At 50.5% G+C, this 16,288-nt stretch carries 16 protein-coding genes; 9 read left to right on the top strand and 7 right to left on the bottom strand.

Annotated features, from left to right (window positions below):
• Nucleotides 1-139 precede the first annotated feature (139 nt).
• A complete protein-coding gene (locus B0G52_RS31875; protein ID WP_094050478.1) occupies nt 140-517 on the top strand; it encodes a MerR family transcriptional regulator in 378 nt (125 codons plus the stop codon).
• A gap of 40 nt (nt 518-557) precedes the next feature.
• Here B0G52_RS31875 and B0G52_RS31870 read toward each other — a convergent pair whose 3' ends face one another.
• Nucleotides 558-1,466 carry an NAD(P)-dependent oxidoreductase gene (locus B0G52_RS31870; protein WP_255407523.1) on the bottom strand — a complete coding sequence of 303 codons (909 nt, stop codon included), beginning with the start codon at nt 1,464-1,466 and terminating at the stop codon, nt 558-560.
• Between the two features lie 433 nt (nt 1,467-1,899).
• Between B0G52_RS31870 and B0G52_RS31865 the strand changes: the two genes are divergently transcribed.
• Complete coding sequence (locus B0G52_RS31865; protein WP_094050476.1) at nt 1,900-2,721, top strand: protein kinase family protein; 822 nt, start codon at nt 1,900-1,902, stop codon at nt 2,719-2,721.
• 75 nt (nt 2,722-2,796) lie between these two features.
• Here the strand turns inward: B0G52_RS31865 and B0G52_RS31860 are convergent, their stop codons facing one another.
• The gene (locus tag B0G52_RS31860) at nt 2,797-3,462 is read right to left on the bottom strand and encodes an SDR family oxidoreductase (protein WP_233163267.1); all 666 of its coding nucleotides are present in this window, start codon (nt 3,460-3,462) and stop codon (nt 2,797-2,799) included.
• A 111-nt stretch (nt 3,463-3,573) separates the two neighbouring features.
• On the opposite strand from B0G52_RS31860, the gene B0G52_RS31855 reads away from it, so the two are divergent.
• Genes B0G52_RS31855 through B0G52_RS31845 form a run of 3 tightly spaced genes read left to right on the top strand, consistent with a single transcriptional unit; the run spans nt 3,574 to nt 6,985 of the window.
• The gene (locus B0G52_RS31855) at nt 3,574-4,137 is read left to right on the top strand and encodes an RNA polymerase sigma factor (RefSeq protein WP_094050474.1); all 564 of its coding nucleotides are present in this window, start codon (nt 3,574-3,576) and stop codon (nt 4,135-4,137) included.
• The gene (locus tag B0G52_RS31850) at nt 4,134-5,642 is read left to right on the top strand and encodes an extracellular solute-binding protein (RefSeq protein WP_094050473.1); all 1,509 of its coding nucleotides are present in this window, start codon (nt 4,134-4,136) and stop codon (nt 5,640-5,642) included. Before B0G52_RS31855 ends, B0G52_RS31850 begins: the two co-directional genes overlap by 4 nt.
• Nucleotides 5,639-6,985 carry an ABC transporter substrate-binding protein gene (locus B0G52_RS31845; protein WP_094050472.1) on the top strand — a complete coding sequence of 449 codons (1,347 nt, stop codon included), beginning with the start codon at nt 5,639-5,641 and terminating at the stop codon, nt 6,983-6,985. Before B0G52_RS31850 ends, B0G52_RS31845 begins: the two co-directional genes overlap by 4 nt.
• 252 nt (nt 6,986-7,237) lie before the next feature.
• On the opposite strand, the gene B0G52_RS31840 is transcribed toward B0G52_RS31845, so the two are convergent.
• The 3 genes from B0G52_RS31840 to B0G52_RS31830 all read right to left on the bottom strand — a co-directional run bounded on the left by B0G52_RS31840 (nt 7,238) and on the right by B0G52_RS31830 (nt 11,022).
• Complete coding sequence (locus B0G52_RS31840; RefSeq protein WP_094050471.1) at nt 7,238-8,506, bottom strand: sensor histidine kinase; 1,269 nt, start codon at nt 8,504-8,506, stop codon at nt 7,238-7,240.
• A gap of 21 nt (nt 8,507-8,527) precedes the next feature.
• The gene (locus B0G52_RS31835; protein WP_094050470.1) at nt 8,528-10,276 is read right to left on the bottom strand and encodes a DUF885 domain-containing protein; all 1,749 of its coding nucleotides are present in this window, start codon (nt 10,274-10,276) and stop codon (nt 8,528-8,530) included.
• 68 nt (nt 10,277-10,344) lie between these two features.
• The gene (locus B0G52_RS31830) at nt 10,345-11,022 is read right to left on the bottom strand and encodes a response regulator transcription factor (protein WP_094050469.1); all 678 of its coding nucleotides are present in this window, start codon (nt 11,020-11,022) and stop codon (nt 10,345-10,347) included.
• Between the two features lie 184 nt (nt 11,023-11,206).
• Between B0G52_RS31830 and B0G52_RS31825 the strand changes: the two genes are divergently transcribed.
• Nucleotides 11,207-11,314, top strand: a complete 108-nt coding sequence (locus B0G52_RS31825) for a putative holin-like toxin (RefSeq protein WP_233163265.1) — start codon at nt 11,207-11,209, stop codon at nt 11,312-11,314.
• A 179-nt stretch (nt 11,315-11,493) separates the two neighbouring features.
• Here the strand turns inward: B0G52_RS31825 and B0G52_RS31820 are convergent, their stop codons facing one another.
• A complete protein-coding gene (locus B0G52_RS31820; protein WP_094050468.1) occupies nt 11,494-12,033 on the bottom strand; it encodes a YbhB/YbcL family Raf kinase inhibitor-like protein in 540 nt (179 codons plus the stop codon).
• A 139-nt stretch (nt 12,034-12,172) separates the two neighbouring features.
• Here B0G52_RS31820 and B0G52_RS31815 point away from each other — a divergent pair, with 139 nt between their 5' ends.
• On the top strand, nt 12,173-13,051 hold the full coding sequence (locus tag B0G52_RS31815) for a LysR family transcriptional regulator (RefSeq protein ID WP_094050467.1): 879 nt from the start codon (nt 12,173-12,175) through the stop codon (nt 13,049-13,051).
• Here B0G52_RS31815 and B0G52_RS31810 read toward each other — a convergent pair.
• On the bottom strand, nt 13,044-14,003 hold the full coding sequence (locus B0G52_RS31810) for an NAD(P)-dependent alcohol dehydrogenase (RefSeq protein ID WP_094050466.1): 960 nt from the start codon (nt 14,001-14,003) through the stop codon (nt 13,044-13,046). The two genes, B0G52_RS31815 and B0G52_RS31810, sit on opposite strands and share 8 nt — an antisense overlap.
• Before the next feature lie 309 nt (nt 14,004-14,312).
• On the opposite strand from B0G52_RS31810, the gene B0G52_RS31805 reads away from it, so the two are divergent.
• Together B0G52_RS31805 and B0G52_RS31800 are read left to right on the top strand one after the other, a co-directional pair.
• Nucleotides 14,313-14,939 carry a TetR/AcrR family transcriptional regulator gene (locus B0G52_RS31805; RefSeq protein WP_094050465.1) on the top strand — a complete coding sequence of 209 codons (627 nt, stop codon included), beginning with the start codon at nt 14,313-14,315 and terminating at the stop codon, nt 14,937-14,939.
• Between the two features lie 111 nt (nt 14,940-15,050).
• Entirely contained in the window at nt 15,051-16,250 is a 1,200-nt protein-coding gene (locus tag B0G52_RS31800; RefSeq protein WP_094050464.1) for a beta propeller repeat protein, read from the top strand.
• Nucleotides 16,251-16,288 lie beyond the last annotated feature (38 nt).

The raw sequence follows: 16,288 nt of genomic DNA, 5'->3' as shown, positions 1-16,288 counted from the left end.
ACCCTATGGGAGCTTTATTTAGGTAGTTGGAGCGATTGGATTAGTTACGAGGGAAGCCCGGTCGCGACGGGAGATGAGTAAGAGCCAAGAAGCCGCGTTGGACGCGGGTTTGGGGGCTAGCAGAAGGAGGGCCTTTTCATTGAAAATAAGTGAATTGTCCAAAAGAACCGGCGCGAGTACCCGATCCATCAGGCATTATGAGAATAAAAAAATACTTTCCGCTGTTCGACTTGAAAATGATTACCGGGAGTTCGAGGAATCTGCCGTTGAACGTGTTAGAATGATCCAATTATGTCTAGGCTTAGGACTAACAATCGAGCAAATACAGGATTTACTGAAATGCGAGGAAAGCGGTCCCGAAGAATATGAAGTATGTGATGATGTGCTTGAAGTTTACCAGGAGAAGGAAGATCAAATCAGTAAACAAATTCGCGCGTTGGAAGTTGTTAAGAAGCGATTAAATGAACAAATCGTGAAGATGACGGAAAGACGGAAATTGAAAAAAACATCGAAATAAGAGGAGCCCAGCCCATACAGGACTGGGCTCCTCCCGGCAGTTATGCGAGTGGTTTCCTGAGCAGTGTAGTTACACGCGCGATACTATCGGTTCCATAGCCCTCGTCTATTGCCTGCTGGACAAAGGTTCTTGCTGAGCTTAAAAAGCTGACGTCGATACCATGGTGCTCAGAAGCATGGATAATGTGCCTCATGCCAGCCTCGGCCGAGATGATATTGGACAAGTCGCCCGGGTAGCTGCCTTCGTCTACTTGATTCGCTATTTCAGTCATGATGTCGGGTATGCTGGCTACCATTTCTCGGGCGTAGACTGCAAAATCCCGGGCGGCAATATTCTCGGCTCCGGCTAGGGCGAGAGCATGGACATACCCGCTAATGGACGCCCAAAAAAAGTCTAACAGGGCCACGTCATGTGCCGCCGCCCGGCCAGGATCCGCACCAAGATAGGTGACATTCCAGTTCAGACTCATCAAAGATGGGTATACGGCCTTATATACGAGTTCCGGTCCGCTGTACAAGAAGGCTGATTCTGGTGTTCCTATGGTAGGGGGAGGGGTCATGATCACCCCATCGAGATAATCGATTCCGAACTTAGCAGCCCATGCAGCCGTCTGGCGGGACTGCACCGGAGAACCGGTAGTGAGGTTTACCAAGACGCGTCCTCTTAAAGCATTTCCCACAGGTTCGAGGATCGACTGCACTGCGCTGTAGTCCAGCACACAGACAATTACCAACGGACTCGCAGCGATGGCGTCAGCAATCGTATCCGCGAGCACTGCACCCTGGCTGACGAGAGTATCTGCCTTACCGGTGGAGCGGTTCCATAACGTCGTAGAGTGGCCTTTCTTCAGAAACGCAGCAGCCAGTGCCTGTCCCATCGGACCCAGCCCGAGGATAGTCACTGGTTTTTCATTCTTATTTTCAGCTTTGTCATTTCGGTCATTCCTCACAGTTGAAATTCCCCCCTTCATTTATTTCGACCTTAGTCTAAAGGTTGACACTAGTGTAAAAGTCAATGAAAATTTCAAAATTTTTATCGATGTTTCAAAAAGCTGGAGCGATTAGATTTCGTTCAAAGTGGGTTAGGGGAATCTGTGTTGTTGAACCTAAGCTCCATGGGTTACAATGACATTAGAAAGACAGAGTGCGCGAACACTCGGCCTATACAATTGGCTTGGATGGGGTATCCCTTCAAGTTAATGACGGATGAAACCCACCTTTGGCTAACCTTGGGGTGGGTTTTTACTTTCCGAAGGAAAACCATGCCCCACCCAAGATTGCAAGAGATCCGGAGCCCACTATAACGGGGAAGTCGGAACAGAATGCTGTTGTATGCTTATCTTGATTGATCATCCCGATCTATAGATCTACAAGGAGCGAAACATGTTAACGAAACGAATCGATGGTATAGTATTTGAGTTGAAAGAAGATTTTGTTTTTGATTTTTTGTCCGACTATGGTCAGGTCTTTGCTGTATTCGACAAGCAGGATTCAGGGTATATAGGCTTCGGTGTTCAAAACGGAAGTGAAAAGTTCTTTTTGAAGGTAGCGGGAGCATCCACGATAAATAGTAATATCAATGTTGATGCAGCCATACAACGACTTAAATCGACCGTATCGATCTACGAGGATTTACGTCATCCCAATCTTATCGAAATCATTGAGCATAAGGAAATCAAAGAAGGTTACCTTACCGTTTTTGAGTGGTTTGAAGGCGAATGCATGGGCAAGCAGTATGGTGCTTTCGATAAATTTATTGCGTTGCCGCTAATAGTCAAATTAAAGATTTACAATGATATACTTTTATTTCATCTGCATACTAACCAACGTGGATATATCGCTATAGATTTTTATGATGGTTGTATTATGCATAATTTCGCTTCAAAACGAACTATGATCTGTGATATCGAATTTTACAGCAAAAAACCGGTAATAAATACACTGGGAAGAATGTGGGGATCCAGCCGGTACATGTCACCTGAAGAATTTCAATTAGGTGCAGAAATTGATGAAAGATCAAATGTCTTTCTTATGGGGGCGACTGCGTTTCAGCTATTTGGAGGAGGGAATGATCGTTCTTTCGAAAAGTGGCGAGCTGGCGAAAAGCTCTATTATACAGCACTAAAAGCTGTTAATAGTGAAAGGAGCGAGCGCTATCAAACTGTTGATGAATATTTCGAAGCATGGAACGATGCTCGAAGCTAACCCTATCTAAGAAAGGGACTGCCCCCTCAGCAGAAATGATCTGCCATCGGTTCAGTCCCTTTGTCATAGTGAAGATTACAGATGCGATCCTCCGCTTGCGTCGATGCATTGACCAGTGATCCAGCGGCTTTCCGGAGAGGCTAGAAATGCTGCGATATCAGCGATATCTAGCGGTTCTCCCCATCTTCCGAAGATCGAATAATCAGCACCGAATTTTTGACCAGAAGGATCTTGCAGCATTGCGGCATTTATGTCCGTGGCGACGAATCCGGGTTGTATAGCATTGATGGTAATCCCGCGAGGGCCGAGTTGGTTAGATAGCGCCAGCGTGAGTGTATTCATTGCTCCCTTGGTCATACTGTACGCCGCAATGCCGGGCAGAGAGATTCTTGTTACAGCAGAGGACAGATTAATAATTCGGCCTTCGTCTCGCAGACGCGGAAGAGCCTGTTGAATCAGAAAGAACGGCGCTTTTACATTAATGCTCGTGATTTCGTTAAAGGCTTCTTCCGTAGTTTCTTCTATGGATGCGGATAGGCCGACTCCAGCGTTATTTACAAGAATATCGAAACGATTGTCTCCTGTGTGTTTCAATAATGTTTCATCCAATGCTTCATATAAAGCCGGTACATCATTTGCAATGCCAAGTTCACCCCCTAGCGTAAATGCCCTCCCTCCGTCCCGCTCAATCTCACGTACGCCTTCACAAAAGTTCCTTGCATGGAACGAAAATTCGGCCATATCTGCTATCCTCGGAGTATGCATACACGCCCTAGGCTTTTTTATGTGCGGTTGAAAAAAAGGGAACTTTGAGGCGTCACGTTCGTTGTTTTGTCAGAGGAGGTTGCCGGAGTGGATTACGAGTATATCAAGCAAATGGACGAAGGGATCGACCGCAATGCCCTGCTCGACGAACTGATGATGACGTTCGGCAAGGATGTGTGGAACTACGCTTACTGCTTGACGCGTCGCCGGGAACTGGCCGAGGATATCGCTCAGGAAACGTTCATAAAAGCCTACCATGCGATCTATTCGTTCCGAGGCGAGATGACAATGAAGGCATGGCTGCTCACAATTGCCCGCAACACGACTCGGGATTACTTCAGATCGGCATGGTTCCGCCGGGTCCAACTGGTCTGGGAGGAGTACGAGACGAGCCTATTCCATCCTTCCGCGGAGAAGCAATGGTTCGTGTCGCTCGAGCAACGCGAAGTGTGGAATGCCGTGCTGAGCTTGCCGCGAAAGCTGCGTGAGACGCTGCTGCTGTACGTGCATCACCATCTCGCGCATAAAGAGATCGCAGAATTGTTGCAGGTTAGCGAAGGGACGGTCAAGTCGCGCATTTTCCGCGCACGGGCCGCTATTAGTCGCAAGCTGGGCAAGCCTGCGGCTTTCGAGGGAGGAAAGCGTCCATGAATCATTCCCAATGGGAGAAACACCTCGAGGAGCTTCCACTCGGCAGCGGCGGCTTCTCCCCGAAGTCCATGAAGCAAATTAAGGAGAGGATACGGTTGAGCGGCAAACGCAGAAGCCCCATGCGAGGCATCGCGATCGCGGCGGTTTTCACGCTATTAGCGGCCGTCGTCTGGGTGACCGGGGATTACCGCCAGGCGTTCTTTCCGAGCCCTGGTGCGAAGGAAACGGATGAGCAAGAATTTCGGCTGACCGTGCAGTATGGGGACAAAATGAGCTTTATGGCCCGGTTTGGCTTTACGTATATGATCGATCACCCGAAAGCGTCGTTTGAGGTTGCCATACCGAGCGATGAGTACGAAGAGAAGCAAGACTTGGCCTCATACAAGAAATGGGTGAGCGAATCCAACGCGGACATTCTCCGAGTTCCGCTCGCATTTGTTGACGACCTCGCCGCGGACGGCGTGCTCGTTCCGCTTGATGATCTGATTAAACGGGAAAAGTTGGATCTCCAGGCACTCTACCCGTCCGCGGTCGATCTGATCAAGGAAGCGGGTAATGGGCAGATGTACGGCATTATCGATGATCTCGATATGAACATGCTGATCTATAACCGGTCGCTGTTCCGGAGCAACGGTGTGTCTCTCCCCGAGAAAGGTGCGACTTGGGACGACATTGTCCGCTTAGCCGCGCGGTTCGAAGGCGCTAGCGACCGGGGCAAGCCGGTGTATGGTTTCTCGTATGGGTCTGCTCCCGATCCGTTTCGAATGATCTTTGACATTGGCCAGTCCCAAGGACTATCGATTGTGGATGGGGAGGGTCATCCGCAAGTAGACAGCGCCTCCTGGAAGGCAATCTGGAGTCAAGTATCGGAAGGTCTTCGCCAAGGCTGGATCGGCGATAAGCTGCCGGATAATTCCGAAGAGTCCGATCCGTTGAAGGCGGCGATAGCCGGCAATGCGTTCTATAACGGCCGCTCCGCCATGACGCTGCAGCCGTACCTTTCATGGTATGTCATGAACGAGGCAATCCAGCAAGGCTTGCTGCTGGACGAGTGGGATACGATTCCGCTGAGCGCGCCTGCTGCGCCGGGCAAAATTAGCTCGCTGACTAACGGTACGGTCTATGCCATTAACGCCAAGTCTGCCAACCCATCGCAGGCGATGAAATTTATCCATTTTCTTGCAAGCAAGGAACGATCGAATAAGGCCGTCGAGACGGGAGGGCCGCAAATGCTGCTCGCGGCGGTGCCGGACACGAAGCTGGGAGAAAGCTCTCCAATCGGCCGCTACTACGAGTCCGAGCTGGACGTGTCCGCCGTGCTGCAGCAAGCCAAGCGCAGTCAACTGCCCGCGTACAACCGAGTGATGAGCGTGCTGTCCGCGAAAGCGAACGAAGCGGTTCGGGATTTGGTGGCCGGACAGTCGACGGTTGACGAAGCGTTGGCCCGGCTGCAGGCGGAAGCGGAACAGGCTGCGATCATCGGTGTCTTGGAGGCGAGCGAATGAGGGCGGCGGTATTAAGAGCGCGCGGGCGCATCCTTGCTATCGGGCTGGCGGTTTGCATGCTGGCGGTGTCCAGCGGTTGCACCGGCAAGTCTAAACCTCCGCCAGAACCAACCGAGCTGACGATTGCATGCGTCAATCAGATGACCTTTGATGCTTTCTACCGCAGCGCCTTACAGTCCGTATATCCGAATACGATATTCAAGATCGTACCGATGGACGATCCGATTTATTACAACACAAATCTCGATATCGGAGTCGCACTCAAAGAAATGTTCGAGACCAAAAATCCGGACCTCGTTATCCTGTATACCCAGCAATACCGATACGCAGCGGATGCGGGATTGCTGCGCGATCTTGAGAACATGGCGTCGTTGAACAGATTCGACCTCGGCACGCTGTACGAGGGGATGCTCGACAAAGTACGGAACAATGAGGAAGGCAAGCTGTATGGGCTTTCGCCTCTCTTTCACGCCTCGGCGGTGTACTACAATAAAACGCTGTTCAAACGCTACGGCGTGCCGCTCCCGGCTCAGGATATGACCTGGGACGAGATTCTGCGGTTGGCCGGGTTATTCGTAGACCAGCCAGGGGGCGAAGACAGTGTCATCGGCTTAAATATCCCATCGCTGACCAAGCCGTTCGATCTCATGTCCCTTATCGCTCGGACCGAAGGAATTGAGATGTACGACAAAGTTGCCAACCGTCTTACGTTCGACAGTCAAGCGTGGCGTGCCCTTATCTCCAAGGTCATAGCCGCCTATGAGCACGGTACGTTCAATGCCGAACCTTTCAAGGGCAAGGGCAGCATTATTAGTCAGGACGAGGTGCGTCAGCGTGACTTGTTCGCTCAAGGCAAGGCGGCGCTTAGGATTGCAGACGAGTATTACATAACGCAGCTGAAGCGGCAGAAAATAGAGTTCGAGTGGGGCGTGCTGCCTGGACCGGTTCAGGCACGGGACCCGAGTCGGGGCGGCGAAGTCCAGACGGACTCCATGTTTGCAATTCCGGCCAAGTCGGGGCATTCCTACGAGGCCTGGAAGATCATCGAGACAGTCATGTCGGAGAAAATGGGCGGAGTGTATGCCGAATCGGAATTCGGCCTGCCCGTGCAGGTAAATGGAAGGTTGGCGAAGGATCCGCTCTATGAGGTATTCTACCGGCTGCGGCCAATGCCGCAGCAATCGGAGTTTTCGCTCGGCATCAAGGAGAAAAACGAACTGCAGCGGATCATCGACGACGAGACAGGCGCGATGATCGGGGGCCGCAAGTCGCTCGATGACGCCATCGCGGCGATTCAGGAAGCAGGCTCGAAGCTCCTGCCGGATCGCTCAAGACAGAAATAGAGACAAAGCATGTTTGAGGGCTGCAATAGTTTGCTTTGAGCGAAAAGCGCGCATCCCCCGTTGGGTGTGCGCGCACGAAAATAGACCGCCCCGATAGCAAGGAACACGGTCTATTTCCATATCCGTTTTTCCTGAAGCCGACCGCCTTTGAAGCGGCTACTGTGCCAGGAGGAGTCGTGTTAGCAGCACGGCTCCTTCTATAGTTTTATTATACTACGCACGAATATACGTGCAACCAGAAGGAGACAAGTCCTATAGAAGAGGAAAACGAATCGTAACGGTAGTGCCGCGTTCCGCCACGCTGCTAATATGGATAGAACCGTGATGCTGATCGACGATCCAGCGTGCGATCGACAGCCCCAAGCCTGCTCCATGATCCTTTCTATCTCTAGCGGTATCTCCCTTATAAAAGCGATTAAATACGAGCGGCAAATCGCGTTCCGAAATTCCCGCTCCATCATCCTTGACGGTTACCAGAACCGATTTCCCTTGCCTAACGCAGGCAAGATCGATTTGTCCACGCTCCTGCGTAAATTTAATGGCATTGTCTATTATAATCATGAACAGCTGCATAAGTCGTTCCTCATCTCCGGCGATGAGAAGTTCTGTATCTTCAATATGGGCCTGCAACCGCAGTTGCTTGTAATCCATGATCGGCTCCATATTTTTGGCCATCTCTTTAACGATCCCGTCAACTCGCACAGGCTTGCACGAGATAACCTCCTCATGCGAATCCCCCCTTGCCAACAGAAGCAGCCCGCCAACCATGTTGCTCATTCTTTGGGTTTCCTTCAGAACGGCCGAGATTGGAACGCTCTCTTCCTCGATGGTATGATCGGGGTGGCGCAGCAATAATTGCATCTGCCCTTGAACGACGGAAAGCGGGCTCCTTAACTCGTGAGAGGCATCTGCGATGAATTGCTGCTGCTTGTCCCAAGCTTTCTGAATCGGAACGAGCGCCCTTCTGGCCAATGCGTAACCCGCGATGACCGACAAGAACGCGCCGACACCTATTCCGATCCCGATGCTCCATAATAACCGATTTAAGTAGTACACCTCGGCCGTAATTTCCGTCATGAGCTGAACTGTTTTCAAGGGTAAGCTCGACCGCTTCTCGGCTTCCGGCAAGTTCCCTTGATAAGGCCTGCTAACAAAGCGATAGGTTTTCTCCCCCATTCGGATGGACTCGGGCCCCATGTGGCTCTGTTTTTCCCGGAGAATCGAACTAAGCTCCCAGAATGTTCTCTCGTAGTATACGCTTTTAACCAAAACATCGTTGGAATCCCACCAATAATCCAAGATAAAACGTTCCGGTTCTTGCGAATCGACGTTAACGATTTGCTCTCCGGTACTCAAGGTGATTTGTCGCATATTATCAATGTGGAACACCAGCAGACGGTCAATGTCCGAATAAATCTGATAACGCGCCAGCCCGTATAACGCTCCCCCCAGCATGACGAACAAGCAAAATACGACCGTACTGTTCCATACCGTCATTTGTACTAGCGTACGTTTGATCATACTGGGGTTAGCTCTCCTTTTTTAATTAACGGATTCGATGTATTGATTTACTTGCTGCTCCAGTATCGGAAATGGCATGGTTCCGTTACGAAGAAGAACAGAATGAAAGGCTTTAAGATCGAAACGATCTTGAAGCTCATCTTCGGCTTTCTCTCGAAAAGATTGAAATTGGTCGTATCCGATCGCATAGCTCGACAGAAGTCCGGGGAAAGCAATGACGCTGTCGATCAAGTCGTCGCTGCCGGTCCCGATGAGGCTTGTTATATTTTCGTTTGCCTGTTCCCTTGTCCATTTCAGCCCGTTAATCCCCGTGTCGACCACGGCGCCGAGGTACGAATTGAGCAGGTGGCTTTGTACCGTGACCGGATCAAGCAAACCGCTGTCTGCGCACAACGTTTCCGCATAGACCGCCCATCCCTCTACGAACCCGGGTAGCAGGTTTGCTTTACGAACCAACGGAATTGTGGGCGAATCATATTGGATTGAAATTTGAAGATGATGTCCGGGAACCCCTTCATGCACCGCCAGGAGATGGGCCAGCGACGCGGGAATCGCGTTGTCGAGCGGCAGAAAAAATCTCCCGTCTCGAGAGCCGTCCACGGATAGGGGAATATAGAACGCGCCCGCCCCCGAGAACGGAACCGGATACGATCGTACATCTACCGGGTTGTCCGTAATCAGCTCATCGTCGAACCAATCGGACAAGCTGGGCATTATTTTACCCGGGTGTCCGCTAACGGCTTGCAGCAGCTCCTCTCCGCTCAGAAGCGAATTCGCGGCAGCGGTATCCTGCGTTTGCTCCGAAGTCTGGCTTCTGATCTCCTTCACAATCTCTTCTACTTTGCGCTTGGCGAGCTCGTGAACTTCCAGAGGGTCGAGGTCCGTTCCCGTGGCCGCTCTAAGCCTTGCGGAATAATACTCGCTGCCGCCCGGTTGACTCCAAATCCCTTGACTTCCGGATGCTTGCTTCATAAGATCGTTTTTGATCAAATCTGCAAGCTTGCCATAGGAAGTTAATATATGATCGACTATGGTTTGTAGCAGCGCTCTCTTTAACTCTTCTTCCTTGGACGAATCGAGTTGCAGGTTCGCTAATTTCTCTGCATATAAAGTGTACAAAATCGTTTGTTCCGGCTTCGTGTTTCGCAAACTCTCATAGTTCGCAAGCATTTGCCTCAGAGTTTCGTAAGGAGGGATAATCCCTTTCCGCTTTCTCTCTTGGATTCTATCGATGAAGTGTGCCATTTTATTTGAGAACCCGATCAGAGCCTGATTGTAATTGGTTGCATCTTCGTAGTTGCGAATCGGATAGTTGTTCGCGAAGTACGGCGGGAAATTGGAAAGTAAGAGATATTCATCCGTGTTCAGATCCGAATATGGATTCAACTGCAATTCTGCACCCAGCTCCCATTTGACGATATCATAGGTAAGCTTGTCTTCCGGGGAGAGCTTGGCAGCATCGTATGCATTCAACTTTCTCAATAAATCTGTGAGATTATCGTTTCTTTGTTTGTAATCGGCATCCGATAGGTCGGTAAGCTTAGTGGGGTCCCATCGGATCCCATCCGCTTCTTCCACGCCCAAATACAGCAGTACCTCGGGATTATCCTTAAGTGTGACAACCGCTATCTCTTGAATGATTGCCTCGAAATCCTCTGACTCTTGTTCGGCCTGCCATAACAAACCGGCTACAATCAGTAAGACAAGTAATCCTGATACCCCTAGAATGACAACTCTATTGTTCTTAAACATCTGTTTTGCAAGGTTCATGAACCGTATCCCCCTTAATGCGTTTAAGGAGAATATAATAAATGAACCTTTGATTTTCCTTTGAATAGCTATTCGGATATTGTGAGCCTATATCCCAAGCCTCTCACGGTTCGGATATATTGATCCGCATGCCATGGAGCAAGCTTCTTCCGAAGATAATGGACATACAGCTCGACAATGCCGATGCCTGCCTCCGAATCAAGCCCCCAGATCCGGTTATAGATTTGCTCCTTCGTCACGATCTGCTCTTTGTTCATGAGCAAGTACTCAAGCAGCTCGTATTCCTTCTCCGTTAAGATCAGTTCTTCTCCTGCAACAGAGGCTGATCGGGTTCTGGCATGAACGACAATCGGGCCGTAGCTGAGCTGATCTTCCTGATTAACCTTCCCATATCGGCGCAGCAGGACTTTAACTCTAGCGAGCAGTTCCGGAATCTCGAAAGGCTTCGTCACATAATCGTCCGCTCCGATCGTTAACCCCTCTACCCGGTCGCTTAATCCGTCTTTTGCCGTCAGACACAGGATCGGAGTATCCACGTTTCGCTTTCTGGTCTCTTGGATAAACGTAAATCCATCGACCTTGGGAAGCATAACATCCAGAATAATCAGATCGAATTCACCGTATAAAGCATGATGCAAGCCTTCTTCTCCGTTAGGACATTCGACAACCTCGTACCCTTCCTCCCGCATAACCCTCGCAATAATATACGATATCGCAATATCGTCCTCTACGATCAACAGCTTCATAGACCCTCCACGGATGAACGGATATAAGGATAGGGTAACATACTATAAGGGGCCTGTGGCGGGTTGCCGGGAGACAGTCTGTTCGTCTATCGATTGACTTACAAAAAATGCTATAATAGGACAAGCACATGGAACGGATTGCAAGGGTGGTCGGCTACCTCTCGAGAAGAAGGGAGGGATGCCCATGGAGGTTAAGGATGCTCTGATGTTGATGATCGGTTTTGGCGCGCTGATTGTAGCGCTGCTAACGCTGGTTGTTGCCATCGTTGCAATGATTAACCAAAAAAAATAGACCACCCTCCCGGCTAGGACTGTGGTCTACTTCTGATCTTGTCTACTGAAGCCGACCGCCTTTGAAGCGGCCCATTGTGCTGTTGGAGTCGTGTTGGCGCACGGCTCCTTCTTTAGTTTTATTATAACTGCGTAGTTTTATGCATGCAATAAGTCATCAATAACTAGTATAACCGCTTATTATCGTTCAAACGTTGCTGCGAGCACCGCTCTGCCTAACGTGTGGGTAAGCATTTGAAAGCCTAGAAAGGCCGGTGTCGAACTGGCCTGAACGCCTATATCCTCGACATCCAAAGCATGAACAACAAAGTAGTAGCGATGAGGTCCATCTCCAACAGGCGGCGCGGCACCAATAAAACCTGCAAATGAGGCGTCGTTGTTCAATTGGATAGCTCCGTTCGGGAGGCCGGGGCCGTCCTCGTTGCCTGCTCCGGAGGGCAGTTGCGTCACGTTAGCGGGAATGTTGCAGACAGCCCAATGCCAAAATCCTGATCCGGTAGGAGCATCGGGGTCATACACGGTAACCGCATAACTTTTTGTCTCTTCCGGGGCGCCGGACCATTTCAATTCAGGAGAAATGTCCTGCCCGCCTGCTACTCCGAATTTTCCGGAAAGCTGCGGTGCGGATAAGACTTTATTTTCAGGAATATCCGAGCTCGTCACATGAAAGCTGGCTGCTTCAGGCAATCTGGCAAACGGATTATTTTGCTCGCTTTTCATTTTATTTTGAACCTCCATATTTTGCAGGTTGATAGGAGAGGCCTCTCGTTGACTGAAGTATATCAAAAATGAATTCATTGAAAAAATAGATAGTTTGAATTATTATCATTGTGATTTTGAATGATCGGGGAGAAATAAAATGGAACTGAGGCATCTGGAGTCGTTTAAGGTTGTTTGCGAACAGCTGCATTTCACGAAAGCGGCGGAACTTCTGAACATGGCGCAGCCGACCTTAAGCCAGCAAATCAAAGCGTTGGAGGATGAGATCGGGACTCCGCTGTTCGATCGTATGGGCAAGCGAATTGCAATCACGGAAGCCGGACGGATTCTGTACGAGCAGTGCAGCCAAATTTTCAGAAACCTGGACTATGCCTATGACGCGATTAACGACTTGCGCACGATGCAGCGAGGGAGGTTGGTCTTGGGGGTGCTGCCGTGTGATTTGGATGAAGTGTTGACCCCCGTTATGATTGAATTCCATCAAAAGTTTCCTAACATTCAACTTCTGATTCAAGATTCCAATCGAATCGTTGAAGAGGTGCTGGAAGGGAACATCGATATCGGCATTACCGCAGCCCCTGTGGTGGAAGAAAGCAAGCTGGTCCACGTGCCTTTATATACGGAAGAGTTTGCAGTGGCCGTATCGAGAAGCAGCGAATGGTCGACACGATCGCAAATGTACTTGAAGGAACTAAAAGATCTGAGTCTCGTGTTGTTTCCGAATAACCATCATTGCCGCAAGCTGATCAATTCGTATTGTGAAGATCAGGGCTTTGATCTGAAACCCGTTATCGAAACGTCGGCGATGATTTCATTAAAGCGATTGGTGAAAAACAATATTGGCGGAACCGTTCTGCCCAGAACGGTTTTGCAAACCTGGGATGACCGGTATTATCATATCATAAGCTTGGTTGAGCCTACGCCTGAACGGGATATCGGTATCGTGTATAGATCCGACAAGTTCCTGGGTCAAGCGGGAAAAATGTTTATCGGCAGCGTACAGGAACGGTTCAAGTAAAATCGGGAGGAGAGTCGGAATGCGGCACGGATACGGCTACTCCGCCTCGTTTGCGTCCCGTTTCGACATAGGCATGCGCTTCGACGATTCGCTCCAGAGGGTAGATGGCGTCAACGACCGGACGAACAGCCCCGGCTTCGATTAACGCTTTGATTCGGGCAAGGCGTGCCGAGTTCAATTCCAGCTTCCCGTCGTCGATGGAGATGTATCTACCCGCCGGGCGCAGAGATTGTTTGCATCGCTCTTTGACTTTGGAGCTTTTGGCTTTGCCGGCCATATCGAACATCATGTCGTAACGATCGGCGAGATGGGCCGTATCGTCTCGGGTGTAGTCGATGACTCGATCTGCGCCCAACGACTGCACGAATTCCAAGTTCCGCGTACCGCATACCGCCGTAACTTCAGCTCCGTAATATTTTGCCAACTGCACGGCCATCGTCCCCGATGTTCCCGAAGCCCCGTACACGAGAATTCGCTGCCCGCATTCAATAGGGCTTTCTTCTATTCGCTGCAGCGCTAGAAGCCCGCCATATGCGGCCGCCGTCGCCTCTTCGCAGCTGATATTTTCAGGCTTAAGCGACAGGCACCCATACATGGAGTCCGTTTCTTTCATGCAGGTGTACTGCGCGTAAGCGCCCAGTCCGAAGCCGGTAACTCCGTAAACCTGATCCCCCGCTTTGAACCTTTTAACGTCGTTCCCCACGGATTCCACTTCTCCTGCCAACACCATGCCGATAACGGATTTTCGGGGTCTGGCGAACCCCAGGAACAGCCGCATCGGGAGCCAAAACCGCAGCGGAAGCTGGGAGCCGCGAATGTAGACGTCGCTCGCGGTTACCGCTGTCGCATGTATTTTAATGCATACTTCGTTACGCTTCGGAGAAGGCTTGGCGACTTCCCTCAGTTGGAGCACTTCCGGAGGGCCATATTTCGTGCATACGACCGCTTTCATGGAATCCCTTCCTTCCGAGCTATAGATTTGAAGCCTTTGATTCCAATATTAGTGTTCCGTATGCTTTCCGAATCGACGAGCGGGTTAAGCAGGAATGCTCCGCTAACCAGCGACGTGACGGCTTGCAGCACAAAAGCCGCGCCTAGAGACCATGACAACTTGGTTCTGCCGCTCGTCTGATTCAAGGCAAGGGCTTGAATTTTACCGGACTGTTAATTATACTCTACAGTGTAATTAGCTGCCAGTCAACAGTAAATTACACTGAACCGTGTAGTTTAATCAATCCCATCTTGAGAGGATTTTAACGATATGGCCATGGACGCGATACCCGCAGTCAAGAAAAGAGACACGAGCCGAAAGCGCGAATCTATACTTAACGGAGCCATGCAAGTATTTACCGAAATGGGCTACGACAACGCAAGCATGGATCGAATCGCGGAGATCGCCGGCGTGTCCAAGCGCACGGTCTACAATCACTTTACGAATAAGGAGAATCTCTTCCAAGGGGTAGTTGCCCGGCTTCTCCAAGAGCAACAGATCCTGAAGCAAATCGACTATAATCCTGCGAAATCATTGGAGGAGCAGTTGACGGCGTTTGCGAATGCCGAGCTGTTTCTGATCAACAGCCCCGCTCGACTCGGATTATCGCGGGTGCTGACTTCCGTGTTTATTCGAGATATCGACTATGCGAGGGAAACGCGGGCGAAATACGCTTCCCCTCTCGAACCGCTAATCCGATGGCTAGTTGCCGCGCGCGAAGACGACAAGTTGCAGGTAGACGATCCGGCCCTGACCGCAAGGGTATTTTACGCGATGATCGAAGGCGCGCTCACCTGGCCGGCCTTATTCCAACACGGAATCAACACGGAAGCCGTCCAACCGCTAATGGATGAGCTGATATTCACTTTTCTGGCGAGGTATCGCAAAGTCGGGTAGCTAATCGCTTGCGCCCAGGTTGCCGAATGGAGGCAGGAATAGTCGGTTTCTCTTATATGCTTTATAATGCTGAATGATGCCATATAAACCCAGAATAAGGAGTCCTAAGTTATGCTGCTGATTCGCCGTTCTCTCGCCTTTCTGGCCATTCTTCTTATCGTTCCATTTCTCCCTTCGAAGCCTGTTCAAGCGCAAGCCATCGTATTCCAAGAACGGTCCGATCTGAGTCCGCTCTCTTCCTTGCCTCCGGAAGATCCTGCCGCGGGAGCGAAGAAGGAACCTGCAGTCGTACAGGTCGTCCGTCAATTCCCCGTCACGTACCAACGCGCCACGAAGGACGAGGTTTATTTCTTAGCGACGAACGGCAAGGGCACCATTATGACGACTTCGCCGAAATTCCTTAACATTACGCGCGATTCCGGCAAGACGTGGGAAGCCCGCAGGTTGCCGGACAGAACGGCCTACTTCCGAGTCCACTATGCCAACGGGCTATTCTACTTGGCGACGAACGACTACGGCACAGGCAAAGTTGTCGAAACCTATTATTCCAAAGACGGGAAGGAATGGACGTCCTTTTCTTTGAAAGACGACGACGGCCTTCCGTTAACGATTAGCAGCCTCCAGACGGTGAACGGCAAGAAGTTGCTGCTCGCTACGCGTTGGGAGATGAATCAGACCTACGTGTTCACGTCGCCGGACGGCGTGAAGTGGCAGCGGCTGAGCGTCCTTCCGACGCAGGATGCGGTCATCCTATGGAACGGCAAGCAATATTCCGCGGTAGACGGAGGGTACTTGTACCGCGGCGAGCCTCAGAAGGCTAATCAATTCCTGATCGATCCGAGCATGGGCTACTCCGCCGAGCTGTTCGTGTCTACCTCCAAGGATCTTGTCCGCTGGACGCAGCGCTCAGGACGTCAAGACAGTACGACGCGCCACCGGTATTCGACTTACGCCGAGACCGTCGGCCGGCAAGGTGTGATCACTCTCTTCGACGGTTGGTCGCATCAAATCACATCGACGGACGGCGTCACCTTCAAGCGGCAAACCGTTCCGAAACCTCTGCAGACGAACAGTTACAGATCGCCGATCTACAAGAAAGGGAATACGTACTATGTATTCATGCAGTATTGGACCGAAAAAGGGGTTAAGACGAAAGTGCTCACCTCGAAGGATCAGAAAAACTGGAAAGAAACGAAGGTTCAATCTATCGACACGATGTTCGTCATTCAAGCGGGCAATCAGTTTATTGGGTACTCATTTAGCGAGGTCGCGATTTCCGATGACGGATTCAAGTGGAGAAAAATAAAGTAATGACTTTCTTTCATTACTCTTTCATTACGTTCTGATAA

It is taken from the genome of Cohnella sp. SGD-V74 (assembly GCF_003001675.1).
Taxonomy (GTDB): domain Bacteria; phylum Bacillota; class Bacilli; order Paenibacillales; family Paenibacillaceae; genus Cohnella.
This window is presented reverse-complemented; position numbering and strand designations above follow the sequence as displayed.